This window comes from Streptomyces marispadix (assembly GCF_022524345.1).
GTDB classification, from domain to species: domain Bacteria; phylum Actinomycetota; class Actinomycetes; order Streptomycetales; family Streptomycetaceae; genus Streptomyces; species Streptomyces marispadix.
The window spans coordinates 3,394,917-3,419,860 of the sequence record NZ_JAKWJU010000002.1 but is presented as its reverse complement, the minus strand read 5'-3'; the positions used below and the strand labels follow the sequence as shown (position 1 = coordinate 3,419,860).

19 protein-coding genes and 2 pseudogenes are annotated in these 24,944 nt (G+C 70.3%); 10 read left to right on the top strand and 11 right to left on the bottom strand.

All coding sequences use genetic code 11. The features are described 5' to 3' along the window. Positions 1-59 precede the first annotated feature (59 nt). Both MMA15_RS14220 and MMA15_RS14215 read left to right on the top strand, forming a co-directional pair. On the top strand, positions 60-377 hold the full coding sequence (locus tag MMA15_RS14220; RefSeq protein WP_241063188.1) for a cupin domain-containing protein: 318 nt from the start codon (positions 60-62) through the stop codon (positions 375-377). A gap of 271 nt (positions 378-648) precedes the next feature. Then, entirely contained in the window at positions 649-873 is a 225-nt protein-coding gene (locus MMA15_RS14215; RefSeq protein ID WP_241059987.1) for a DUF5326 family protein, read from the top strand. Here MMA15_RS14215 and MMA15_RS14210 read toward each other — a convergent pair. After that, positions 833-2,200 carry a YibE/F family protein gene (locus MMA15_RS14210; protein ID WP_372498239.1) on the bottom strand — a complete coding sequence of 456 codons (1,368 nt, stop codon included), beginning with the start codon at positions 2,198-2,200 and terminating at the stop codon, positions 833-835. The two genes, MMA15_RS14215 and MMA15_RS14210, sit on opposite strands and share 41 nt — an antisense overlap. 538 nt (positions 2,201-2,738) lie before the next feature. Here MMA15_RS14210 and thiC point away from each other — a divergent pair. After that, on the top strand, positions 2,739-4,538 hold the full coding sequence (gene thiC / locus MMA15_RS14205; RefSeq protein WP_277400260.1) for a phosphomethylpyrimidine synthase ThiC: 1,800 nt from the start codon (positions 2,739-2,741) through the stop codon (positions 4,536-4,538). A gap of 257 nt (positions 4,539-4,795) precedes the next feature. On the opposite strand, the gene MMA15_RS14200 is transcribed toward thiC, so the two are convergent. Together MMA15_RS14200 and MMA15_RS14195 are read right to left on the bottom strand one after the other, a co-directional pair. After that, positions 4,796-5,338, bottom strand: a complete 543-nt coding sequence (locus MMA15_RS14200; RefSeq protein ID WP_241059985.1) for a DUF1707 SHOCT-like domain-containing protein — start codon at positions 5,336-5,338, stop codon at positions 4,796-4,798. Between the two features lie 305 nt (positions 5,339-5,643). Further along, positions 5,644-5,883 carry a chaplin gene (locus MMA15_RS14195; protein WP_241059984.1) on the bottom strand — a complete coding sequence of 80 codons (240 nt, stop codon included), beginning with the start codon at positions 5,881-5,883 and terminating at the stop codon, positions 5,644-5,646. Positions 5,884-6,613: 730 nt separating this feature from the next. Between MMA15_RS14195 and MMA15_RS14190 the strand changes: the two genes are divergently transcribed. Further along, the gene (locus MMA15_RS14190; protein WP_241059982.1) at positions 6,614-10,147 is read left to right on the top strand and encodes an NB-ARC domain-containing protein; all 3,534 of its coding nucleotides are present in this window, start codon (positions 6,614-6,616) and stop codon (positions 10,145-10,147) included. Positions 10,148-10,437: 290 nt separating this feature from the next. Further along, a complete protein-coding gene (locus MMA15_RS14185; protein ID WP_241063186.1) occupies positions 10,438-10,950 on the top strand; it encodes an NUDIX domain-containing protein in 513 nt (170 codons plus the stop codon). A 242-nt stretch (positions 10,951-11,192) separates the two neighbouring features. On the opposite strand, the gene MMA15_RS28225 is transcribed toward MMA15_RS14185, so the two are convergent. The 4 genes and pseudogenes from MMA15_RS28225 to MMA15_RS14165 form a co-directional block, all read right to left on the bottom strand. Beyond that, entirely contained in the window at positions 11,193-12,716 is a 1,524-nt protein-coding gene (locus MMA15_RS28225) for a pyridoxamine 5'-phosphate oxidase family protein (RefSeq protein ID WP_308290542.1), read from the bottom strand. A 496-nt stretch (positions 12,717-13,212) separates the two neighbouring features. Beyond that, complete coding sequence (locus MMA15_RS28475; RefSeq protein WP_372498238.1) at positions 13,213-15,528, bottom strand: globin domain-containing protein; 2,316 nt, start codon at positions 15,526-15,528, stop codon at positions 13,213-13,215. A 205-nt stretch (positions 15,529-15,733) separates the two neighbouring features. Beyond that, positions 15,734-16,036: pseudogene (locus MMA15_RS14170) on the bottom strand (HAD hydrolase family protein); the annotation flags it as partial. Between the two features lie 240 nt (positions 16,037-16,276). Further along, positions 16,277-16,636: pseudogene (locus MMA15_RS14165) on the bottom strand (HAD family hydrolase); the annotation flags it as partial. A gap of 212 nt (positions 16,637-16,848) precedes the next feature. Between MMA15_RS14165 and MMA15_RS14160 the strand changes: the two are divergent. Continuing rightward, on the top strand, positions 16,849-17,514 hold the full coding sequence (locus MMA15_RS14160; protein ID WP_308290541.1) for a DUF2269 domain-containing protein: 666 nt from the start codon (positions 16,849-16,851) through the stop codon (positions 17,512-17,514). Here MMA15_RS14160 and MMA15_RS14155 read toward each other — a convergent pair. Further along, a complete protein-coding gene (locus MMA15_RS14155) occupies positions 17,493-18,848 on the bottom strand; it encodes an MFS transporter (protein ID WP_241059980.1) in 1,356 nt (451 codons plus the stop codon). The genes MMA15_RS14160 and MMA15_RS14155 overlap by 22 nt on opposite strands. A gap of 256 nt (positions 18,849-19,104) precedes the next feature. On the opposite strand from MMA15_RS14155, the gene MMA15_RS14150 reads away from it, so the two are divergent. The 3 genes from MMA15_RS14150 to MMA15_RS14140 all read left to right on the top strand — a co-directional run bounded on the left by MMA15_RS14150 (position 19,105) and on the right by MMA15_RS14140 (position 21,740). Further along, positions 19,105-19,554 carry a MarR family winged helix-turn-helix transcriptional regulator gene (locus tag MMA15_RS14150; protein ID WP_241059978.1) on the top strand — a complete coding sequence of 150 codons (450 nt, stop codon included), beginning with the start codon at positions 19,105-19,107 and terminating at the stop codon, positions 19,552-19,554. Between the two features lie 396 nt (positions 19,555-19,950). Beyond that, the gene (locus MMA15_RS14145; RefSeq protein WP_241063185.1) at positions 19,951-20,388 is read left to right on the top strand and encodes a GNAT family N-acetyltransferase; all 438 of its coding nucleotides are present in this window, start codon (positions 19,951-19,953) and stop codon (positions 20,386-20,388) included. 191 nt (positions 20,389-20,579) lie between these two features. After that, positions 20,580-21,740 carry a restriction endonuclease gene (locus MMA15_RS14140; protein WP_241059976.1) on the top strand — a complete coding sequence of 387 codons (1,161 nt, stop codon included), beginning with the start codon at positions 20,580-20,582 and terminating at the stop codon, positions 21,738-21,740. 58 nt (positions 21,741-21,798) lie between these two features. Here the strand turns inward: MMA15_RS14140 and MMA15_RS14135 are convergent, their stop codons facing one another. Beyond that, complete coding sequence (locus MMA15_RS14135) at positions 21,799-22,257, bottom strand: winged helix-turn-helix transcriptional regulator (RefSeq protein WP_241059974.1); 459 nt, start codon at positions 22,255-22,257, stop codon at positions 21,799-21,801. A gap of 114 nt (positions 22,258-22,371) precedes the next feature. Between MMA15_RS14135 and MMA15_RS14130 the strand changes: the two genes are divergently transcribed. Continuing rightward, complete coding sequence (locus MMA15_RS14130) at positions 22,372-22,740, top strand: DUF1304 domain-containing protein (RefSeq protein ID WP_241059972.1); 369 nt, start codon at positions 22,372-22,374, stop codon at positions 22,738-22,740. A 174-nt stretch (positions 22,741-22,914) separates the two neighbouring features. Here the strand turns inward: MMA15_RS14130 and MMA15_RS14125 are convergent, their stop codons facing one another. Then, positions 22,915-23,313 (bottom strand): hypothetical protein, encoded by a 399-nt coding sequence (locus MMA15_RS14125; RefSeq protein WP_241059970.1) that lies wholly within the window; start codon positions 23,311-23,313, stop codon positions 22,915-22,917. An 816-nt stretch (positions 23,314-24,129) separates the two neighbouring features. Continuing rightward, positions 24,130-24,783, bottom strand: coding sequence for an SDR family NAD(P)-dependent oxidoreductase (locus MMA15_RS14120; RefSeq protein ID WP_241059968.1), 654 nt, complete (start codon positions 24,781-24,783; stop codon positions 24,130-24,132). Positions 24,784-24,944 lie beyond the last annotated feature (161 nt).

Below are 24,944 nucleotides of genomic sequence, written 5' to 3'. Positions count from 1 at the left end.
GAGTTCCGGGCAGCACCGGCAGGACGAACGGACGACAAGGACAAGGGGTGGGCGGGCAGATGAAGGAGTTCCGGCTGGAGGAGCTGGAAGCCCAGCGGGCCGCGCACGACGGCGCGTATCTCCAGTTCCTGCGGGAGCGCCACATGTCCGCCGGGCTCTACGCCCTGGACCGGGGCCAGACAGATCCGCAGCAGCCGCACAAACAGGACGAGATCTACTTCGTCGTCAGCGGACGCGGCGCGATCACCGTGGGGGACGAGACGACGGCGGTGGCACGTGGCAGCGTCGTCTACGTACCGGCGGGCGTGCCGCACAAGTTCCACCACATCGCGGAGGACCTGCGGGTCATGGTCGTCTTCGCGCCGCCTGAGAGCTGACCGCGCGGCCGGGCCCGCGAGCCGGGCCGTCTCCGCGAAGCGGAAGCGGCAGGCCGGACCCCGTACCCCGGGCCGGGGAGGACGCCCGGCTCAGGGTTCGATGGGGGACGGTTCAGGGGACGGCCGGGGTCCGCGGCCCTCCCGGCTCCGTCCGCGGCGCTCTAGCATCGGGGGTGAGAGGCGGCGGCGCGACACTGCGGCCGCCGCACAGCAGCCCGTATCGACCGGTTCGCCACGAGCGGGACCGGCCCGGCCGACAGGAGCCAGAGAGATGGACGCCAAAGGGATCTTGAGAAGCCTGCCGTGGTGGGTGAAGTGGGTCGCGATCCCGGTCATCGCAGTCGTCGTGTTCGGCGGTCTGATCGCCAGCGTCGTCGGCTTCCTGATCGGGCTGCTGTTCAAGGTGCTGATCTTCGCGGCGCTCGTCGGCGGACTCATCTACGTGGTGCGCCACTTCACTTCGGCTTCCTCCTCTTCCCGCCGCGACGAGTGGTGACTTCGGCGTCCGTACGCTGCGGAGCGTCCGCGCGTGCGGGTCGCCCCTGGCCACCGGTGGCGGCGGCCGTACCGGCTGCGCCCGCCTGGGCCGCCTGAAGAGAGGAAGCGACGGCGCGGCCCCGGTCCGACGAGACCACCAGCGCAGCCAGCAGCGTCGTCACCGGCACCGAGGCGACGAGCCCGATCGAGCCGACCAGCGTACGCACGATCTCCTCCGCCACGACCTCGCTCGTCGCGACCGTCGTCACGCCGCTGCGCGCGATGGAGAACAGCAGCATCAGCGGCAGCGCGGCACCGGCGTACGCGAGCACCAGCGTGTTGACCACCGAGGCGATGTGGTCGCGGCCGATGCGCATCGCCGCGCTGTACAGCTTCCGCCAACCGGCGCCGGGATCGGCCTCCTTCAGCTCCCACACCGCCGAGGTCTGGGTGACGGTGACGTCGTCGAGCACGCCGAGCGAGCCGATGAGCACCCCGGCCAGCAGCAGGCCCTGAATGCCGATGTCGGGGAACAGGCCGTGCACCAGGCCGGTCTGGTCGTCGGTGTTCCCCGTGAGCCGGGCCCAGCCGATGAACAGCGAACCGAGCACCCCGATCAGCAGCAGCGATATCAGCGTGCCCAGCACGGCCACCGATGTACGGGCCGACAGCCCATGGCAGAGATACAGCGTCGCGAGCATGATCGCGCTGCCCCCGACGACGGCGACGACCAGCGGATTCGAACCCTGAAGTATCGCGGGCAGGATGAACAGGCTCAGCACGGCGAAACTCACCGCGAGGCCCACCAGGGCGAGCACTCCGCGCATCCGTCCGACCAGCACCACGAAGAGCGCGAAGACGCCCGCCAGCAGCACCATCGGCAGGTCGCGGTCGACGTCGATGACGCTGTAGCGCAGTTCGCGCGGCGCGTTCGCGGCGTACGCGACGACGACGTCCTGCCCGGCCGAGTAGGTGCGGGTGGCGTCAGGGGTGACGACCTCGGTGAACTCGGTGCCCTTGTCCTTGCCGGCAGCGACCTCGACGGTCGCCTTCTTGCAGGTGCCGCCCGCCCCGGCCGCCCCGCCCTGGCCGCCGGCGCCCTGGCTGCCCGCCGCCCCGCCGGACTGGCCGGGCTGCGGCGCGGAGTTCTGCGCGTTGACGTCCTTGCAGTCGACGACCCGTACCGCCGTCACACGCGCCGGAAGCGTCGGCCGGTCGAAGCCGACACCGGTGGAGCCGCCTTTCTCCGGTACGCCGCCGGGCCACAGCAGCGCGAGACCCGCGACGACCGCGACGGCGAAAGGAATCAGCACGGCGGCGATGACCTTGCGCAGATGCCGCGACACGGGAGCGGGCGGTCCATGGCTGTGGCTGTGCCCATGCCCTTGACCGTGTGCGCCGTGGCCGTGTTCGCCGTGGCCGTGACCGCCGTGGCCGTGCTGGGCGGAACCGTGCCCGGGTGGACCCTGCGCATGCCCTTGACCCTGACCGGGCTGCCGGCCGTAGGCACCAACTGCCTGGCTGTCGGCGGCAGTCGGGCCGCCGGCGGTCGCGCTGCTGTCCCGGCACCGGAACCGGGACGGGTTCGGAAGGTCCTTGCGCTTGCCGGTACGAGCGGGACCGGGGATCGGGGGTCACGACCCGATCATTGCAAAGCCCCGGCCCCGGGGCGCCCTGTTCATCACGTGCGTCATACCACTAGCGTGGTGGGACCATTGCACATCGCGGGAGCTCCGAGCACGGGGCTGAGAGGGCGCTGACCTCCGTCCGACCGGACAGCCGCACGTACGCACGACGTACGGCGGAGCGGTCGCCTACGGCGGGGAAGGCTGCGTCGACCGCCGAACCTGTTACCGGGTAATGCCGGCGTAGGGAGTTGGTCCGATGACCATGCAGGATGCACGTACCCCCTCGGCTGAGAACGGGTCCCGCCGACTCGGCTGGCACAAGGGCTACTTGAGCGGATCGCGCCCGGACCTGCGGGTCCCGGTGCGCCGTGTGCACCTCACCAGCGGCAAGGACGTGACGCTTTACGACACGTCCGGGCCGTACACCGATCCCGCCATCGACACCGACGTGCGCCGCGGCCTTCCGCCGCTGCGCCGCAACTGGATCATCGAACGCGACGACACGGAGGAGTACACGGGCCGTGAACTGCGGCCCGAGGACGACGGAATCAAACACACGACCCCGCGCGGCGGCGGCCTCGACGGCCTCGACGCGGTCTTCCCCGGCCGCCCGCGCAAGCCCCGCCGCGGCCGCGGGGAAACCGGCGGCGCGGCCGCCTCCGTCTCCCAACTCGCCTACGCCAGGCGCGGTCTGGTGACACCGGAGATGGAGTACGTTGCGCTGCGGGAGAACCGTACGCCCGAGTTCGTGAGGGACGAGATCGCGGCCGGCCGCGCCGTACTGCCCGCCAACGTCAACCACCCCGAGACCGAGCCGATGATCATCGGCAGGAACTTCCTCGTGAAGGTCAACGCCAACATCGGCAACTCCGCGGTCACCTCGTCCATCGAGGAGGAGGTGGAGAAGATGACGTGGGCGACCCGCTGGGGCGCCGACACCGTCATGGACCTCTCCACCGGCCGCAACATCCACACCACACGCGAGTGGGTGCTGCGCAACTCGCCCGTCCCCATCGGCACCGTCCCCCTCTACCAGGCGCTGGAGAAGGTCGACGGCAAGGCCGAGGAGCTGAGTTGGGAGGTCTACCGGGACACCGTCGTCGAGCAGTGCGAGCAGGGCGTCGACTACATGACGGTGCACGCGGGCGTTCTGCTGCGCTACGTACCGCTGACCGCCCGCCGTAAGACCGGCATCGTCTCGCGCGGCGGCTCGATCATGGCGGCCTGGTGTCTCGCGCACCACCGGGAGAGCTTCCTCTACACGCACTTCGCGGAGCTGTGCGACATCCTGCGCACCTACGACGTCACCTTCTCCCTCGGCGACGGGCTGCGGCCCGGCTGCGTCGCGGACGCCAACGACGAGGCGCAGATGGCCGAGTTGGACACCCTCGGCGAACTCAACCGCGTCGCAAGGGAGCACGACGTCCAGACGATGATCGAGGGACCCGGCCACGTCCCGATGCACAAGATCAAGGAGAACATCGACCGCCAGCAGGAGGTCTGCGACGAGGCGCCGTTCTACACACTGGGCCCGCTGACGACGGACGTGGCACCCGGCTACGACCACATCACCAGCGGCATCGGCGCGGCGATGATCGGCTGGTGGGGCACGGCGATGCTCTGCTACGTCACGCCGAAGGAACATCTGGGCCTGCCCGACCGGGACGACGTCAAGACCGGCGTGATCACCTACAAGATCGCGGCACATGCGGCGGACGTCGCCAAGGGGCATCCGGGCGCGCAGGAATGGGACGACGCGCTCTCCGACGCCCGCTTCGAGTTCCGCTGGGAGGACCAGTTCAATCTGGCACTCGACCCGGACACGGCACGCGCCTTCCACGACGCGACGCTGCCGGCGGAACCGGCGAAGACGGCTCACTTCTGCTCGATGTGCGGGCCGAAGTTCTGCTCGATGAAGATCAGCCGGAACATCAACGAGCGGTTCGGCTCCGGTGAGGAGTCCCTCAGCGACGAGGAGGTCCAGGAGGGGATGCTCGCCAAGTCGCGGGAGTTCGCGGAAGCGGGCAACAGGGTCTATCTGCCGATCGCCGAGTAGCCGGAGGAGGTGCCGGGAGGAGCACCGAAGAGCGAAGGGCCGGCGCAAATCGAGGGGCCGGCGCCGGGCGGGTGTCCCGTTCGGCGCCGGCCCTTGCCGCATCGGCCGGTCGGCCGCTCACGCTGTGGCCGCTCGTATCCCGAGCGGCTCACCGGCGCGCGTCCCGCTTCGGGCGCCCTCGACTCGCCACTCACCGGCGGTACTCAGGCGGGTTCCCGCGTCGCCGGTGACCGTCGTCCCGTACCGGGGCCCGGTCCTCAGCGCCGTGCGTGGCGGATCTTCAGGCGTCCGAAGCCCATCGCCCCGGAGATCCTTATGGTCGGTCCGCCGGAGCGGGCGCTGCGCGGGGTCTTGTAGAGCGAGTCCTTCCACATGGTGCGCAGGCCGTCGAGGTCGACGGTCGCGTCGCGCGGGACCGTGATCAGCGCTCTGCCGGTGCCGAGCTGCAACTCGATGTCGATCACCGGATGTTCGACGACCGCCCGCGACAGGTCCAGGTGGACTCTTCCGAATGCGGACTCCACCTTGAGGTTCCGCGGTACCCGCCACGCGCCGCGTCGCCGGATGCGCCCGCCGAAGGCGGCGATCGTGGAGCTGGTGCCCGGCTTCTCCCCGGGGAGCGAGGCCATGGCGGTCGCGAGTTCGCCGTACGTGCTGACTGTCAGCACCCGCTGGAGGAGTCCGTCCAGCTCCTCGTGGGACATGTGCCCTTCGGCGTACGCCTCCCGCAAGCGCCGCACGGCAGCTTCGCGGTCGTCTTCGCCGACGAGGGGCGACGGCTCTTCCGGCAAGGAGGTCACCGTCGCACTCTAGTGCCGCTCCGGGGGCCGTCCCACGGCGAGTGAGCAAGGGGCCGTCACACGGCGAGTGTGCAAGGGGCCCCACGGCGAGTGAGCAAGGGGCCGTCACACGGCGAGTGAGCAGGGGGCCTGTCCCGTTCGCCGAACCGGGGCTTCCCGCATCCCCGGATCGCCGCCCGGCGGCCCCCTGCTCGTCGGTACTCACCTCATGACGGCGGGGTGTTCACAACACCGGGACCGTCCGTCCCCGCCGCGGCCCGCTTGCCTACGCCCTCGCCGGACGGGGTGCGGATCGTCCCGCTCGCTCAGCGGGCCTGGCAGGCGTTGCCGACGGCCGGGTTCTGAACGCCGATGACGTCGGCGGTGTTGCCGCACGCGTTGATGGGCGCGTTGATCGGGACCTGGACAACGTTGCCGGAGAGGACGCCCGAGGGCTGGTTGGCGGAGCCCGTGGCAATGGGGCTGTCCGCGGCAGCGGCACCGGCCCCTCCGACGACGGCGGCAGCGGCAAATGCGGTGGCGACCAGAACGTTACGTACTCGCATGATGTGCTCCTTCGTATAGAGGATGTTCGCCTTATGGCTTCTCCTAGCCTCCATGGGCGAAGTGGGTGACTTCCACACGGAGTTGGGGAAACCATGCCTTCGGGTACATCTGAGTCATACGAGCCTGGAGTGCGCCGGGGGACAGAATGGACAAAAACGCAACTGAGCGCGTTTAAAGGGCTGTTGATGCCGTGGTGACGGGGGTTTCCACTGTTGCCGGCGTCGGCGCCCGGGGGTCGGCCACCTTCGGTCCGCCGCCCCGGCAGGTGACGGCGCTTCACACCGCGGTGACGCCCACATTGACAAGGGTGTTGACGAGCGCGTTGACGACCGTGATGTAAGCGCTGTTTTCAAGCCCCCTCGGCCGGAGCCGTTCCATTGCCGTAGACCGCCGACGGTCATGACGGCCGGTCATGTCCACATCGCGCCGCCCTCACCGCTCCACCCGGAGCCCGACAGGGCGTGCACGACCGGAATCAGACACTCCGCTCTCATTCGCGGACAAGAGGCGGCAGGGAAAGACAGGGCCACCCCGCACCGCCCTGCGGTCACCGAGGCGGCAGAACCGGACAGTGCGCACATCTCCTGCACATTCGTACGTCTCGGTAGCCGAACGACCGGTCAGACGGGACCGCGGCCGCGCCCGGGAGTTGATGTTGACCGGATATCGGATGGTGCGCGCCGTGCGGTGGCACCATGACCGCCCTTACGGCTTATGGGGGTTGGGGAGATGGGTCGCTGGCAGCGGTGGCTGGCGCTGACGGTGCTGTCACTGACGACGTTCGCGCTCTCCGTATGGCTGAGCGACGAAATGCTGCCCTGGAACCAGGAGACCCGCGTCGGCACCGGCACAGGCGCGGGTGCGGTGCTCGCCGCCCTCGCCCTGACCTGGGGCAGCACCTGGGCGACCAGGCCCCCTTCGCTCGATCCGCCGCCCCTGGACACAGGCGGGGCATGGGTCGTCGAGCGGCCGGCCGAAGCCGACGAGGTCGTAAGGGCGCTGCTGCGCCGCCCCTCCGGCGGGTCCGCCGCCAACGGCACCGACGTCGGACTCCACGGCCCCGGAGGCTTCGGCAAGACGACGCTCGCCGAAGTCGTGTGCGCCAGCCCGGCGGTGCGCAAGCACTTCAGGGGCGGCATCTATCCGTTCACGATGGGCCGTGACATACGCGGCAGCGCCGCCGTCGCCGCCAAGGTCAACGAGGTCGCATGCCTGGTGACCGGCGACACCACCACGTTCGAGGACCCGCAGCTCGCGGGCCGCCACCTGGGCCGCCTGCTCAGCCGCCGCCCTCCGACGCTGCTGGTGATCGACGACGTATGGGACCCGGCGCAGCTTCGGCCCTTCCTCCACGGCGGCAGGCACTGCGCACGCCTGGTGACCACCCGGGTCCCCTCGTCGCTGCCCGAGGACGCGATACGCGTAAGAGTCGACCGCATGACACCGCGTCAGGCGCGAAGGGTGCTGATGTGGGACCTTCCCTCGCTGCCCTCCGACGTGGCGGACCGGCTGCTCCGCGCGTGCGGCGACTGGCCTCTGCTGCTGCGTCTGACCAACCGGATTCTCGCCGCCGACCTCGAAATGGGCGCCACACCGGCCACTTCGGCCGCCGAGGTCCTCGGGAGGCTCCACGCCGAGGGCCCCGCCGCCGTCGACCCGCCGCCCCGTGACGGCAGTGCGCCCGGCGAAGGCGGCGAGCCCCACCCGCGGGCCGTACGGTCCACCATCGAGGCCAGCGTCCGGCTGCTGCCCGGCGACGGAGCCGCCCGCTTCCGTGAACTCGGCGTCTTCGCCGAGGACGAGCACGTCCCCGTGGCCCTCGTGACCCGCCTGTGGCAGGAGACGGCCGGTCTGGCGCCCCTCGACGGCCGCCGCCTCTGCCACGACATGGCCGATCTCTCACTCGTCGTGCTGCGTCCGTCCGCGGGCACCCTCACCCTCCACGACGTCGTACGCGACTATCTGCGCGGCGAGTGGGGCGCGGAGAACCTGGCCCGGCTCAACACCTCACTGCTCGACGCCGTCGCCGCGGGTCTGCCCGCCGCGGAACCGCTCACCGCGGAGGAGCCCGGCCCCGGCACCGCCTGGTGGCTGGCCGACGACCCCTACATCAGCCGCCACTTGATCGCTCATCTCCTGGAGTCGGGCCGCCCCGAGCAGGCCGAGGCGACGGCGGGCGACCTGCGCTGGGTCGAGTCGCGGCTGGCGCAGAACGGTCCGAGCGCCCCCTACGCCGACCTCAGCCTGATCCCCACCGAACGCGCTTCGGCGAGGGCCGGTGCCCTGGCGAGGGCCGCCCATCTGCTGGCGCCCACGCGGCCGCGGCACTCCCTCGCCTCCGTGCTGCACAGCCGCATCCTCCACGAGCCGTGCTGGCAGGGGCAGGTGACCAGGCGCCGTTCGGAACTGCGGGAGCCGCACCTGATGGGCCGCTGGCCCCTTCCCGACCTCCTCGGCGACAGCCTCAAGCGCACCCTGACCGGGCACACCGGACGCGTCGCCTCGGTGGTCGTGGCCCCCGACGGCACATGGCTCGTCAGCGCCGGCTGGGACGGGACCGTACGCATGTGGGACGCCCGCACCGGCGAGGAGTTGCGCACCCTCACCGGGCACACGAACATCGTCACGTCCGTCGCGGTCTCGCCCGACGGCGAGTGGATCGCCAGCACGAGCTGGGACGACACCGTAAGGCTGTGGGACGCCCGCACCGGCGAGGAGACCGGCACCCTCACCGGGCACACCGACACCGTGACGTCGGTCGCCGTCGCGCCGGGCGGCACATGGTTCGCAACGGCAGGCGAAGACCACACGGTCAAGCTGTGGAACGTACGCACCGGGCGCAACTTCCGTACGCTGGGCGGACATTCGGACACCGTCACCTCCGTCGTGGTCTCACCCGGCGGCGACTGGATCGCCTCCGCGAGCGCGGACCGCACCGTACGCATGTGGGACGCCGACTCCGGACGCTGCCGGCGCACCCTGACCGGCCACAACGCCACGGTCACCGCGCTGGCCGCCTCCCCGGACGGCAACCGCCTGGTCAGCGCGGGGGAGGACCGCATCGTGCAGATCTGGGACGCCGGCACCGGTCGTTACGAGCGGACGCTGACCGGCCACACCGCCGCCGTCACCGGCCTGGCCGCCGCGCCCGGCGGAAGCTGGCTCGCCAGCACCGGCCAGGACCACACCGCGCGCATCTGGGACCTGCGCACCGGCCAGGAGACCCGCACCCTCACCGGGCACACCGACACCGTCACCGGCGTCGCCGTCTCCCCCGACGGGAGCTGGCTCGCCACGACGGGCGCCGACCGCACGGTCCGCGTGTGGAACGCCGGCGCCGGTCATCGGCGCCAGACGCTCACCATGCACAATCGCCGAGTGTCGGGCCTGGCCGTCTCCCCCGGCGGCGAATGGCTCGCCACATCCGACGAGGACAATGCCGTACGGCTGTGGGACACCGTCGACGGGCGGCATCTGCGCGCCCTTCCGGGAAGCGGCGACCGCATCACCGCGCTCGCCGTGTCGCCCTGCGGGGACTGGCTGGCGACCGCCGACATCGAACTGGCCGTACGCCTGTGGGACACCGCGAGCGGCGACCACATCCGCGCCCTCACCGGCCACACCGAACGCATCACGGGCATGGCCGTGGCGCCCGGCGGCGAGTGGCTCGCTGTCGCGGGCGCCAACCGCACCGTAAAGCTGTGGGATCCGGAGACCGGACGTCATCTGCGGACACTGGCCGGGCACACCGACCACATCACCGGCCTGGCGATCTCACCGGACGGCGAATGGATCGCGACGGGCAGCTACGACCGGACCGTCAGGCTCTGGAACAGCGCCACCGGGCAGTCGCGTGTCTTCATCCGCTCCGCGGACCGTGTCACGGGGCTGGCCGTCGCACCCGACGGCGGATGGATCGCCACGGTCGGCGAGGACCACGCCGTACGGCTGTGGGACACGGGCACCGGCGAACGCATCCGCACCCTCACCGGGCACACCGACCGCGTCACGGGTCTGGCGGCCGCACCGTCCGGGTCGCGGCTGGTGTCCACCAGCACCGATCACACCGTACGGCTGTGGGACACGGCGAGGGGCGACTGCGTGGCGATGACGCGGGCGGACGACGACTTCAGGTGCTGTGCGTGGGTGCCGGGGCAGAGCGCGTTCGCGGCCGGAGGGAAGCGCGGCTTCTACATGTTCGAGGTGCGTCAGGACGATGTGACGGGTGGGGACGGCTCGGGTGCGGGCGGGGGCGCCTCGTAGTCGTCGCAGTCGACTTCCCCGCACACGAGAGCGGTTCGAGGCTCCCCCTCATGCCTCGAACCGCCCGGTCGCGGCCCAATGCGTCAAGAACCGCTCAAACCAGGTTAGTTGACTCTGCGTCAATGTCCAGTGACGGAGACGGCATTATCGATATACCTCTGTGGAGATATTCACCATTGCATGTGCGGGTTCCATGGTTTCCAGGGTGACTGGGCGGTTTCACGTCCGGATGTCCGTACATCTGCCGAGGAGCGTGTTTGACCCACCGCACGACGGGCCAGACCTCACGCATGCCCCTTGAACGCCCCGTGGTGAAGCGCACCGCCCGCGCCCTGCTCCTCGACACGGACAGCAGCGGCACCGCCGGCGGCACTCCCGAACTGGTGCTGATCAAACGCACCAAGCCGGGCAGAGAGCCGTACTGGATCACCCCGGGCGGCGGCGTGGAACCGGGAGTGGACGCCACCGTCGTCGACGCGCTTCACCGCGAGGTCGACGAGGAGCTGGGCGCGAAGGTGACGGACGTGGTCCCCGCCTTCGTCGACACCGTCCCGCACACCACCGAACAGGGCGAATCCGGCGTCAAGGTGCAGCACTTCTTCGTCTGCCGCCTCGCCTCGATGGACCTGACCCGCAGACACGGCCCGGAAGTCGAAGAGCCCTGCGGGGAGTACGAGTTCGTACGGGTGCCCTTCACACGCGAGGGCATCGCCTCCGTCGAGGTCGTACCGCCCGCCTTGCGGTCGTACCTCGACAAGAACATCGAGGGCGTACTGGCGCTGCTCGCCCACGACTTGGGGTGAGCGGGCCGCGTCGGCGGGGCAGCATGACGCGGCAGAACGCGGACGCCCCGGGACGGGACGTGCGCCCCGGCGTGCGAAGAACGCGGGGCGCCGCTCTACCGTCGGCTCGTCGCCGACTCGTCTCTGCTCGTCCCTGGACCGGCCCGGCGCGTCTGCACCGGCCCGCCTGTACTGGCCCGTCTGTGCTGGTCCTCTGTACTGACCTGGCTGTACCGGCCTGGTCGCCCTGCCTGACCGTCGTCTCAGCCGAACCAGCCCTGGAACGTACCGGTTTCGCTCATAGCCCCCCGCCGCTGCGCCTCGGCCAGCGCACGCTCGGCCTCCTGACGCCATGCGTCCGGATCGGAACCGTTCATGTGGAAGCCGCCGGCCGACTGCGCCGCCCGAGCCGCGAGCGCACCTGAGGCGCCGTCCATCGCGGTCGGTCCCGCCGGGCCGTTCTGCCCCGGCCGCTCCCCCTGGCCGGTGTCCGCGGCACGCTCCGTGCGCCGCTTCCTCTCCTGCGAGTCGCGTGACGAGCTGGGGAAGAGCGGAGGCGGCGGCGCCTCGGGCCACTGCCAGTCCGGGGAGCGCCGCTGCTCCGGCACCCGCTGTTCCGGCACGGTGGGCGTCCCGGTCAGCCCGCCCGCCCCGGAGGTCTCCGAGTGCGCCTTCTCGCTTACGTAGCCGCGTAGTTCGTCGTACGTGGTGGAGGCGGACGCCCCCGATACCGAGGACGGTGCCGGGGCCGATGCCGAGGACGACGAATACGAGTACGAGGAAGAGGACGTGTACGAAGGCGAGTCGGACGACGAGGAAGAGGACGGGGTGAACAACGACGACTCCAGCGAGCCCGGCGAGCGTGCCTCCTCCGGCCCCCGCACCCCGGCCGCCGTACTCTCCGCCGCTTCCAGAGCGGACTCCGAGGCCGTCGCCTCCGAGGGAGTCGCCTCCGAAGGCGCGGTCGCTACAGGCTCGTTGGGCCCGACGGACTCGACGGGCCCGGCATGCCCGGCAGGCTCCGGCTCGGAGAGCCCGGTGTGCTCACGCGCACCGCCCGCCTCGCCCGCGGCGGCACGCTCGCGTGCGTCGCGCCCCGTGCCGAAGAAGTCGCCGCCCTTGCGCTTGTAGTCGTCCGTGCCCCAGTCGCGAGCCGTACGCTTCGGCGCCTTCTGCAACTGCGGAATGTGCTTCGCACAGTGGATGTAGGCCTCTTCGACCTCCACATGCACCCACACCTGGGGCCTTCGCCCCGGAACGGGGTCCGCCGGCAGATCCGGGTACAGCGCGCGGAACTCCTCGTCCTCGAGTACCGCCGCGCGCCCGTTGATGTGCAGCCCGATGCGGGCCCGGGTGAAGTCGATCAGCATGATGCCCAGATGCGGGTTCTCCTCGATGTTGCCGAGGCTCGCGTGCACGCCGTTGCCGCGGTACTCCGGGTAGGCCAGGCTGCGTTCGCCCAGCACCCTCAGGAAACCCGCGGGCCCTGCGCGGAAGCTGCTGTCGCACTCGCCGGACGCGTCCGCCGTCGCGAGGAAGAACATCTCCTGGCGCTGCACGAACTCCCGCATCCGGTCGTTGAGATGGTCGAGCACCTGCTCGTCGTAGAAGCGCTCCGCACGCTCGGACGTACCGAGCCTGCGCTGAAGCCGCCGCTCCCCTTCGCTGCCCGCCCGGCGCCGCGCCCCTTCGGGTGCCGCCCTGTCGTGTTCGGGCTCGCGCCCGTGCTCGTGCTCCGTCCGTGAGCCCTGCCCGACCCACGCACGAGGCTCCTCCGCCTCAGCCACGCCGCTGACCCCTTCGCTTTCCTCTTCGTCCACGTACTTCGCGCTCTTACCGGACGCCGCCGCACGTTCCGCGCCGTCGTCCCCGTCCGGCTTCCGCCCGCGCCGCTGTCGTTCGCGCTCGTGCTGACGCTCGCGTGCCGGATCACGATTTCGTGCTCTTTCGCGTACCCGCGCTGGTCCGCGTACTCGTAACGGTTCGGGCACCGGCGCCGGTTCATGAACTTGTGCTGCTTCACGCGCTCTTGCTGTTCACGTGCTGTTGTTGCTTCACGTGCTCTTGCTCGTCGTTCCTCGATCTGCTGTCGACGCTCCGTCGATGACGCCGTCGTCGCGTGCTTCGTCGTTGCTGGTTCGCTCGCCGCTCTCGGGTCCCGGACTCCGCAGGGCCCGGCTCCCGGTTCTGTTGTGTTCGCGTCTGCCGCCCTCGTCACGTTGCGACGGGCCTGACGTTCCCGTCACGCTGCCGAGAGCGTCCGCCGGAGGCCCCGGCGGCAGGTCAATCGGAGGCCCGCGCACCGCCGGCGATCAGTTCCGTCAGCGAGTCGTGACGTATTCGCTCGGCCGGAACACCCGAGGCCACCAGCGCGTCCACACCGCTGCGGATCATGCCGGGCGGCCCCGAGAGATAGCCGTCGTACTCGGACCATGGGCCGTACTGCCGTACGGCGTCGGGGAGTTGGCCGGGAAGGGCGTTCGCGAACGCCGAGCCCGGCGGTGTCGCGACCACGGGACGCACGGACAGCCAGCGGTGCCTCTGCTCCAGCCGCATCATCGAGTCCAGGTCGTAGAGATCGTGGTCGCTGCGCGCTCCGTAGAAGACCTCGACGGGCCGGCCACGGCCGTGCTCCGCGACATCCTCCACGAGCGCGCGTATCGGGGCTATCCCCGTGCCGCCGCCGACGCAGAGCAGTCCGCTGTCGGTCGCGTGGTCGACGGTCATGCTGCCGGACGGCGGTCCCAGCCGCAGCACGTCGCCGGGCCGGGCCCGGTGCACCAGCGCGCTGGAGACCCACCCGGTGGGAACCGCCTTCACATGGAAGGTGATCAGACCGTCGGAGCGCGGGGAGGAGGCGAAGGAGTAGTGCCGCCACACCCGGGGCCACCACGGCGTCTCGACGCTCGTGTACTGGCCCGCGAGGAAGGGGTACGGCTGGTCGGGCCGCAGGGTTATCACCGCTATCTCCGACGTGCGCAACTCGTGCGAGACGACCTCGGCGTTCCACCAGGCCGGAGCCCGCTGCGCATCCTCTGCCGCCGCGTCGATCATCGCCTGCGAGATCGACGTGTACGCACGCACCCACGCGTCCTCGGTCTCCTGGTCCCAGCTCTGCGGCGCGTACTGGGCGAGCGCGCCCAGCAGGCACTCGCCGACGGCGGGATAGTGCTCGGGAAGCGTGCCGTACTTGCGGTGGCCGCGGCCCAGCCCCGCCAAGTACTCGGAGAGCGCCTCCACTTCGTCGGAGAGCCGGACCGCGGTGAGCAACGCCCTGAAGAGCCGGTCGCGTTGGGCGTCCATCGAGGCCGGGAAGAGGTCGCGCAACTGGGGCTGCTGTACGAAGAGCAGCGCGTAGAAGTACGCGGTGGCCGCGTCCGCCTTCGGCTCGACCTCGTCCAGCGTGCGGCGGATCAACGTCGCGTCGCGCGACTCGACTTCGGAGACCGGCGCGGCGACCCCCGCGAGTGCCTCGTCGTAGAGAGGTCCACTCGGAGGCTGGGGACCGGCCTGCGGCTGAGGGCCGGCCTGTGGCTGAGGACTGGCCTGTGGCTGAGGGCTGGCCGGGGGCTGGGCACCGCCCGGTGGCTGCGGCGGCTGTTGCTGCGGCTGGGGCGCGACCGGGGGAGGCGTCTGCGGCATGGGTGGCGCCTGCGGCGGGGGCCGATGGCCTGCCTGAGGCTCGCCCGGTGCGTGCCGCCCGGCCGCCGTCCGGCTCCCGGGCTCGGTACGGCCGTACGGAGACGACGGTGCGGGATGTTCACGAGGCGTCTCGGGGCCGCCGCCCGGCCAGGCGCCCGGAGTCGGCCTTCCACGCTGCCCGCCCTGCTGCCCGCCCTCCGGCGCGGGATCACCGCCGTACGGACCGGGAGGACTGGAACCAGGGGGACTGGAACCGGCGGGGCTGGAACCGGAGGGCCCGGCACCGGGGGCGTAAGGGCCGCCGGGGTAAGGGCTGTTGGGCTTCGGGCCGTCCGCGTACGGACTGCCGGAGTACGGGGCGCCGGGGTGCGGGGCGTTCACATCGGGGTCGCCCGCGTCCGTACCGTCCGGGGCGTCCCGGCCGACCGGGCCCGCTGGAGCGTCCGCGTCGGAGCCCGGCGGTGCGGGCACCGGTATCGCCGCCTCCTCGGGCGTCTCCGCCCAGCCCGCACGGCCGCCGCCCGCGCCGGTGACGACGGGGCCCAACGGCCTTACGTGGGTGTCGCCGACGGCATCGGCCGTGGCTCTCCATCCGGCAGGGTTCTCAGGTCCCGCGGTCGGTGCCGACGTCGGTGCCGTCGGCTCCGACTGCCTTGCCTGGCCGGGTTGTCCGGTCTGCGGGGCCTGGCGGGCGTGCGGTGTCCGCTGGTTCTGCCCGGGGTCCTGGGGGTGCCGGTCGTTCTGGGGGTGCTGGGGCTGCTGCGCGTACTGGGCCTGCGCCGCCGTCACGGTCCTTCCCGTGCGCTCCGCCTGTCGCGTCGGCTCGCCCGATTCGCTCTCGCGGGCCGCCTCCGCCTCCGTGGTAAGCTGCGCGCGGGTGAACCACCCCCATCCGCCGTCGTTCTCATCTCTGCCGTCCCCCGCGGACGGACCGTTACCGGCCGAAGTGGTCGTCATGGTCTGCCTCGCCTCGAACTCCTACGAACATTGCGCGCAGTCACGCATTCGGAACGTCGTTCTGATGGTGCGGCCCCCCGGCACCGGCTGCGGATTGTCTGCCGTACCGCGCTCGATGCGGACTCGACCATACCGTTATCACTTCGCCACACAAGTCCCGTACGTGCAGGGGGCGAAATACGTGACGTGCACCACTGACAGGAATTTACGGACTCTTGCGGACAAGTCCGTAAGCCTCGCGAAGATCTTCCCCTTCGTACTCGGCGGACGCGAGGTCGCGTACGTGACCGTCCGCGTTCACCGCCACCGAAACGGGCACGGCGGCGAAGAGCGCCGCGTCCGACATCGAGTCGCCGTAAGCGACGCAATCGCTTCTCGAAACACCGAATCTGACGCAGAGTTCGTCCGCTATCCGCACCTTCGCCTCGGCCGAGAGAATTCCCGCCGGATCGGGCAGTTCACGGAAAGGAACCGACGGCCAGCGTGAGCCGTACGTCGCATCGGCTCCTCGCCCTGGACCGCCCTCGGCTGCACCTTTACCCGCGCCTGTGCCTACGCCCGTACTTCCGTCCGTGCCGACGTCCGTGCCGACGTCCGTGCCGGCGTTCGCGTCCGTGCCCGGCCGCGATTTCGAACTGCCGCCCGCGCGGGGCCTCTTGCCGCCGATCTCGGCCGCCTCACCTGTGCCGGAGCGCGAAGAGGGTGAAGCGTCCGGACAGAGCGAGGGACGTGGAGGCGGCGCCTGTAGAAGCAGTCTGCTGACGAAGAAATCCGGGGAGAGCGAAATGACGGCGGACCGCTCGCCCCGCTCCCTTATCTCCTCCCACACCTCACGGATTCCCCCGAGCCAAGGGGCTCCCATGAAAGCGGCGGTGATGTGCTCCTCCGTCAGCTCCGACCACAGCGCGCACGCACGTGCCGCGAAATCCGGCGGTGTCATTCCCCCTGCCGAAAAGGCCAGTTCGAGTTCGCGGATCTCCTCGTCCAGACCGAGCTGATGCGAGATCTCCACCGCTGCGGAAGAGCCGTGAATCAACGTCCCGTCGAGATCGAAGAGATGAAGCCTGGCCGGACGGCGGCCGGACGGGCCGGTGAGCGAGGAGGCCATGGGTTCGATCGTAGTGCGCGGAATGTGCGGCCCGGAGGGCTCCTTCGGGGGTGAGCGCTGCTCTCGGACGCGATCACCGCTCCGCCTTGGAACGGTGCTCCCGGACGCGATCACCGCTCCGTCCTGGCCCGCCTTGTACTCGTAGCCGAGTAGCGCGAACTACTCCCCGCGTAAGACGCGATGAGCGGCCCTGCCCCGGCACCGTGTGGAACATGTCTCAGCTACCGCGCCTGCCGCGCCCCACCAGAAGGGCCTTCCTCGTAGCCCATGTCACCGTCTCGGTCGGCTGGCTCGGCATCTCGCTGTGCCTGCTGACGCTCGCGATCGCCGGTGCCCTCGAACCGGACGACCTCGCCCTCACCGCGTACACCGCGATGGCGCTCTTCGCCGACTGGCTGCTGCTGCCCGTCGCGCTGCTCTCCCTCACCACGGGACTCGTGCTCTCCCTGGGAACGCAGTGGGGTCTGGCCCGGCACCGCTGGGTCTGGGTGAAGTTCTGGCTGACGCTGGCCGCGACCGGGCTGACCGTCTTCGCGTTCAAGCCCGACGCCGACGAGGCGGCGACGCTGGTGGCGGCGGGCGATCCCGTCCCGTCCACCGACCTCCTCTTCCCGCCCGCCGTATCCCTTTCCCTCTACGCGTTTCTTACGGCGGTCTCCGTGCTCAAGCCGTGGGGATTGACGCGGCGCGGGCGCCGCCTGCGGGACACCCGTACGGGAAGGGCGGCTGCGGGCAAAGCGGCTTCGGGGAGGCCGCGTGCCGGAGGCCCCCGTATGGGAGAGGCCGCGGCGGCGTCGGTACGGCCGGTCGCCGACAGCACGGACGGGGAGGGTCCGGCCGAAGGACAGCCGCGGTCTCATTCCCCCGCGACCGGCTGACCGGCCCGAACGGCAGCCGCTCGCACGCCGGTTGACGGGCTCCCGCCGCTCGCCGTGACGACATGGGAAGGGGCGGAGCCGGGGGAACGGGAGCCCGGAGGACGGGAGTTCGGCGATGCCGCCGTCTTCTCGCGCCGTTCGAGCAGCGCCGACACCACCGCCAGCGCCAGCGCCGTCGCCGCGAGCAGAGCGCCCACCCAGTTCGGCGAAGTGGGCCCGGCGTTCGCGTCCAGTACGAGGCCGCCGAGCCAGGCGGCGAGCGCGTTGCCGAGGTTGAACGCGCCGATATTGACGGCGGAGGCGAGGGTCGGGGCGTCGGCGGTCTTGTCGAGCACGCGCTTCTGGAGCGGGGGCACCGTGGCGAAGCCGAAGGCCCCGACCAGCGGCAGGGTCACCGCCGCGGCCACCTTGTCGTAAGCCGTGAACACGAACAGCGCCAGCACCAGCGCGAGCGCGGCGAGCGCCGTGAACAGCAGCGGCATCAGCGCGCGGTCCGCGAGGCGCCCGCCGACGAGGTTCCCCGCGACCATGCCGAGGCCGAAGAGCACGAGCAGCCAGGTCACGGACGAGGGCGCATAGCCGGCCGCACCGGTCATCATCGGGGCGACATAGGTGATGGCAGCGAAGACGCCGCCGAACCCGAGGACCGTCATCGCCATGGCGAGCAGCACCTGCACGTCGCGGAACGCCGCCACCTCGTCACGGACGCGGGAGCCACGGGCTCCGCTCCTCGCCGCCCCCTCCGCTGCATCCTCCTGGCCGGGACCCGGCGCGTCCGGGCCTCCGGCCCGCTCGGCCGGTACGAGGGCCGCGATGCCCACGAGCCCGAGCACTCCGAGCGCCGTCACCGCCCCGAACGTCGCCCGCCAGCCCAGTTCCTGGCCGAGCATGGTGCCCGCCGGTACGCCGACGACGTTCGCGACCGTCAGCCCCGTGAACATCATCGAGATCGCGGCTGCCTTTCGCTGCGGCGCCACCAGCCCCGCGGCGACGATCGATCCGATGCCGAAGAACGCCCCGTGAGTGAGCGAGGCGATGACGCGTCCGGCCAGCATCACGCCGAACACGGGCGCCGTGGCGGAGACCAGATTGCCCACGATGAACAGGCCCATCAGCAGCATCAGCATCCGCTTGCGCGGAACGCGCGTACCGAGAACGGCGAGCAGCGGCGCTCCGGCCACGACTCCGAGGGCGTAGCCGGTGGTGAGATAGCCGGCGGTGGGCACGGAGACTGCGAAGTCGCCCGCGACCTCGGGCAACAGCCCCATGATCACGAACTCCGTGGTCCCGATCCCGAAGGCGCCGACAGCCAGCGCCAGCAGTGCGAGCGGCATGGTGAGCCTTTCCCTACTTACATGCGTACGTCATCAACAGGCGCAGACAATAATTGCAGACGCGCTTTACTTGCAAACGCGGGCTATTGCGCTGGTGGACTAGCCTGGAACCCGGCCGGGGACCCCCGATCCGGCGGTGCGAACGACAGCAGGGCGCGAGCCAGCCGCCACGCGCCCACACCCGACGCTCGTACAGGCCCGTACAAACCGGTACGACGCCCGTACAAGACGCGTACACGAGAGGAAGCAGCGAGCAATGACACGACCGGACCCCGGCCTCGCCCAGGGCTGGTGCGCACTGTCCGCCCTGCACGGCCGCATCGAGGCCCGCATCGAGCGCGCGCTACAGGCCGAACACGGCCTGAGCGTCCGGGAGTTCTCCGTACTCGACGTCCTCAGCGGGCAACACCCGGGCGAGGGCGGCCACTTCCGCATGAACCAGCTCGCCGACGCCGTCGTCCTCAGCCAGAGCGCCACCACCAGGCTCGTCAACCGCCTCGAAGAACGCGGCCTCCTCACCCGCTACCTCTGCCCCGACGACCGCCGGGGCATCTACACCGACGTCACCGAGGCAGGCCACGCACTCCTCGAAGCCGCCCGCCCCACCAACGACGCCGCCCTCCGCGAAGCCCTCGACGAGGCAGCGGAACGCACCGAACTGGCGCCTCTCGTCCGGGCCGTACGCGCACTGGAGCCGACGGCGTGACACCGGGAGCGTGATCACGGTACTGCGCCGGTGACGACGACCGGGCAGCGCGGCCGGACCGGTCCGGGGTACGGGGCGCACATTTTCGCCGTACGACACAGCACATCAAACCGGGCGGACGGCGAAACGGAATCGCCCGCGCCCCGTCCTCCGCGAGGTGACACCGACCGCCGCCCGACAACCGGCATCAACGCCCCACTCCCCGCACACCCGTGCGCTCACGCACATTCCAACCGAGCCCAACCTCTGGCCAATACCGGGGCGTAAGCTGCGATCATGAGCACCGGGACACCGCACCCGCCGCCGACACCGTCACAGCCGCCGCCCCCAGCACCGGCCTCCCCGGCGGCACCGAAGACGGAGACGGAGACGCCGGACGCAGCGGCATCGACCACCATGCGGCGCGCGACCGCCGACGACGTACCGGCACTCGTCTCCATGCTCGCCGACGACCCGCTCGGCGCCCAGCGCGAGAGCCCCGACGAACAGGCCGTCTACCGCGAGGCGTTCGAGCGCATCGACGCCGACCCCAACCAGATCCTCGTCGTCGCCGAACGCGACGGCCTGCCCGTCGGCACCCTCCAGCTCACCCTCATCCCCGGCCTGTCCAGACGCGGTTCGACCCGCGCCCTGATCGAAGCCGTAAGGGTCCACTCCGAGGCCCGAGGCGGCGGCCTCGGCACCAAGCTGATCCTTTGGGCAATCGAGGAGGCCCGCAGCCAGGGCTGCGCACTCGTACAACTCACCTCCGACGCCACGCGCATCGAGGCCCACCGCTTCTACGAACGCCTCGGATTCGAGGCGTCCCACCTGGGCTTCAAGATGCAGCTCTGAGCACCTGCCCGCGACCGTCGGGCGACCAGGCGGGCAACCCGCCGTGCCCTGCGGCCCGTTCGACCCGAATCGCAAAAACGCCCGTATTTCGAGCGTGTCTTCCCATTCAGCGCCTCGTTGGCCATGCCAGGGGTGGGATCGGCAGGGATGCCCACCTGTGTCCGGGTACGCCCGATGGGGAGGGGCATCGCATGGTGCACGAAGGCGCACTGCTCGAATCGCAGACGTTGCGCGCGGCCGTCGCCGAACGGACCGAAGCACTGGAGAAGGTGAAGGCGCTCACGCTGCTGTCCGACGGCCTGCATGTGACCACGCGGATGGTCGCGGACTACTTCGAGGTCGCCGAGCGCACCGTCAACAGGCTCATGCAGCGGCACCGCGAGGAGCTGACCGAGAACGGCATGCGAACGCTCCGGGGCTCTGAGCTGGAGTTGTTCAAGAGAGACATCCTGTCTCCCTTTCCCGAAAGTTATCCACAGCCCCGTTCCAACCTCGCTCTCTTCACCCGCCGCACCGTGCTCAACGTCGCGATGCTGCTGCGCGACAGCGACGTCGCCCGCCGGGTCCGTACGTATCTGCTCGACGCCGAACACCGCGACCGAGCCACCCACGGCGCACCCGCACCACCCCCGCCGCATCCCCGTGAACCGGCGGCCCATAAGGACGAGTTCTTCCTTCACGGCCTCCTCTCATGGCTCGACGAGCGCATCGCGCGAAGAGTCGCCCAGGAGCGGGAGGAGCGGAAGGAGCAAGAGCGGCGGCGGCCCGATGGGTCACGCCCCGCGGACGATCCGCATGTACGGCAGGTCGCGGAGGAGACCGTCCGCGATGTCGTCGGCCGCACCGTCGTTCCGCTGCTCAACGGGGCGATCGACTCCCAGCGCGAGCTGCGCCGCCGCCTCTCCGAGCACGAGACGGAGATGATCCAGCTACGGCGTGTTCTGCGGGAACAGGAGGCGTCGGGTTCGATGGGAGCCCTGGACGCCATGAACGGGCGGGAGTTCGAGCGCCACGTCGCCTGGCTGTGCCGCCGCGACGGCTGCGATCAGGTCACCGTCACCGGCGGGCACGGCGACGCGGGCGCCGACATCATCGGCTACACCGCCGACGGCCGCCGCCTCATCGTGCAGTGCAAGGCACGTACGCCGTCCTCCAGCATCACCAGCGCCGACGTACAGGGATTCATCGGCATGGCCCGGCTGGAATACAAGGCGGACGTGGCACTGCTCGTGGCGACGGCGCCCTTCACCAGGGACGCGCTGCTGATGGCCGCCCGGCACGAGGTGACGGCCGTGCACCGCGGTCTGCTGGAGGCGTGGAATCACGGCTCGAAGCTGCGCGCGCTGGGATGACCCCGGCCGGGGCCGCCCCGCCGCATCAGACCCGGCGCAGCATCGGACCCGGCGGCGCTCAAGTGCCGTTCGCCGTAGGGCCGTTGTCCGGGACCGAGAGGTCGGCGGCCCCGGCCTCCTCTCCGCAGGCGGCGCAGACGATCCCGGCGTCCAGCGGGCCGCCGCATTCGTGCGTGAAGACCGTCGGCCCCTCGGGGGCGCCGGGCACCCAGCGCATGCCCCAGCGCATGAGGCCCAGCAGCGCGGGGGCGAGTTCCCGGCCGGCCTGCGTCAGGTGGTACTCGTCGCGCGGCGGGCGCTCCGAGTAGCGGACCCGCCGCAGCACCCCGCCGTCGACGAGGGTGCGCAGCCGCGCGGCGAGTACGTCGCGGGGCGCCCCGGTGTTCCGGACGATGCCGTCGAAGCGGTGCACGCCGTAGAACACCTCGCGCACGGCCAGCAGCGACCACTTCTCACCCACGACGTTCAGCGCCGAGGCCAGCGAGCACTCCCGTGGGTCGACCTTCCTCCTAGCCATGACCCGATCCAACCAGCCCCGTGGTTTGAAAACCAAACCCTCGTGTTACGGTCCTCACGACCAGGTGGGTCGGAAAATCCAACCCACCAACTGACCGCTCTCCCAGGGGACTTCGTGAACGCCGCACACACCGCCGCCCTCGTGATCACCGCACTCGTCGCACTCCTCCACGTGGGCTTCCTGATACTCGAGATGTTCCTGTGGCGCACACCGCGCGGCCGGGCCGTCTTCGGTACGACGCCCGAGTTCGCCGAAGCCTCGGCACCGCTCGCAGCCAACCAGGGCCTCTACAACGGCTTCCTCGCCGCCGGCCTCGTCTGGAGCCTGCTCGCAGCGCAGCCCACCGGCCACCAGGCGCAGATCTTCTTCCTGAGCTGCGTGATCGTCGCGGGCCTCTACGGCGCGCTCACGGTGAGCCGCCGCATCCTCTACGTCCAGGCCCTCCCGGCCGTCGCAGCCCTGGCCCTCACGCTGACCGGCTGACCCGGCCGTCCTCGCTCAAGTGCAGTTCCACCGACGCGATTTGAGAACCGCCTTCGAGCCGGTCCACCCGCAACCGCGCCTGCAACCGGTTCGAGACCACCGCATGGCGGTCTGCTCGATTGTCTGCGCGATCAGTTCGGTGGCCGGTGCCGGACACCCCGCCGACCGCAGCGCCTACGACGGCCGTCCCGCGACGCCCTCGACAACGCCCCGGTCGATGTCGTCGGCGTACTTGCCGAGCCACGCGATCTCGCAGTCCAGCCAGGACCCGGGACCCGCCACGCGTCCGGCACGTGCATGAAAGTCACGCTCGTCCTCGACGCGTGCCACGATGCGGCCACCGAACCCCCGCCGCTGCTCCTCCCCCAACCCGTACGCGTCGAGAAAGGTACGCAACAGCGCCAACTGCCGGCCGAGCGGCGCGGCGATGTCGGCACCGAGCAGCCACAGCCAGGACGCATAGGCGAGGTCGCGCCTGCGGGGTCCGGGAGCGGCCTGGTCGAAGTCGAAGGCGGAGACCGGAAGTCCGTCGACGAAGGCGACGTTGAGCGGGGAGAAGTCGTTGTGTGGCACACCGTCTCACACCACCCGCGATCGGCGTCCCGGCAGTCGCGTCGTGCAGCCGACGCAACAGCCGTGCCGCAGCGGCCACTTGAGCCGCCGACCAGTCACGGGACCGGAAGTCCGTCAACGCCTCACCATGCTGGAAGCTGAGGATCTCCCGGCCCTTGGCATCGATCCCGAGCAGCCTGGGCGCCACGTCGGAGCCGGCCTTCTCCAGATGCCGCAACAGCCGATGAACGAACGGCGAATGCGCCCCGACCGGACGCCGCACCGTGTCCCCGACCCGGACAACGCCCTGGGTGATCCGGCCACCGGCCAACGGAATCTCCAACTCCCGCTCCATGCAAGTCAGCATAGAGATCCGGTGAACCCGCCGACCTCACGCTCTGCGGCGCGGGTCTCCCCGTGTAGGGTCTCAGCTCGCGTGACATGTTGATCTTGGATGACCTGCAGGTTCTTGACCTGTCTCACGACGTGTCGGGCAAGATCAATCTCACGGACGTGTCATTTCCTCGGCGTACTGCGTAGGTGGCAACCAACGTCATGTTGTCGGCTGTGCTCGGCGTCCGGTGGGTGCCGCAACAGAACGACATCGCGGTGATAAGAGCACGGCTGGCGACCGGCACCCCACTGTCAGAATCTCGATCACGCCGATCCATGCCCGCGGGCAAATTGGGCAGAGTGCCGTCCCGGGACAGACGGGCGGACGAGTCACGAAGACCGTAGAAATGCTTCCAATCAGCAGCCCCTGTTCAGGTTGAGAAGAGATCAGGAGTTCGACCCGCAGCGCCACGGGCCCCACTGCGTCAGTGATGAGGTGGCGAACTACTTACCCACCACGACTCGGAATCGGTCTCGAGTCACGTGCAACTGCCATAGCCGTTCGGCTAGTGCGGTTGGATCACCCAGGGCTTCCCCAGGACCGATCTTGACCGGAACCACGAGGTGCGATACCTGAATCTCCGGGGCGAGTGCTTCATGAAGCATGGCTAGATATGCGGCCTCCCCGGCCATCGCGATGCTAGTACCTGCGACAGCTCCGTTTGGCACCAGTGATGAACCACCGCTGGTGAATAGCAGAGACCCAGTTCCACGCTCGCGCATGCCAGGCAGCACGGTCTCTACGGCTGTCATGGGGCCAAGGACACTGAACTCGAACGCGGCTTGTGCCTGCTCAAGCGTCGTCTCAAGGATCGGCTGCAAGTAGTCGGATGCGGGCAGCGGACTGTACTCGAGCACGTCGATGCTGCCGAAGTGCCTCTCCGCTTCAAGCAACGCGCCGGACAAGGCCCGGTTGTCCCGGACGTCAGCAGCGAAGCAACCAACGTCCAGACTGTCTTCGCTTAGGACCCCCGCAAGGTTGTCCAACCGCTCCTGGTTGCGGGAGATCAATGCGATCCGGTAGCCGTGGGAGCCGAAGACTCGTGCGATTGCCGCCCCCAACTGCGGGCCGGCACCGACGATGGCGAGGGTTGGCATGGGGCTCCTTAGTGGCGGTCAGAACTGCCAGAGATCTTGTCTTCTTCTGCCAGGTGCCAGGCCATCGCTCGCAACAGCCGTCCCACTCGCCGACTGCTCTACGGAAAGTCTGGCAACTCTACGGAGAGGTCAAACGCGGCGGGAGCGTCCCGAGGCGCCGA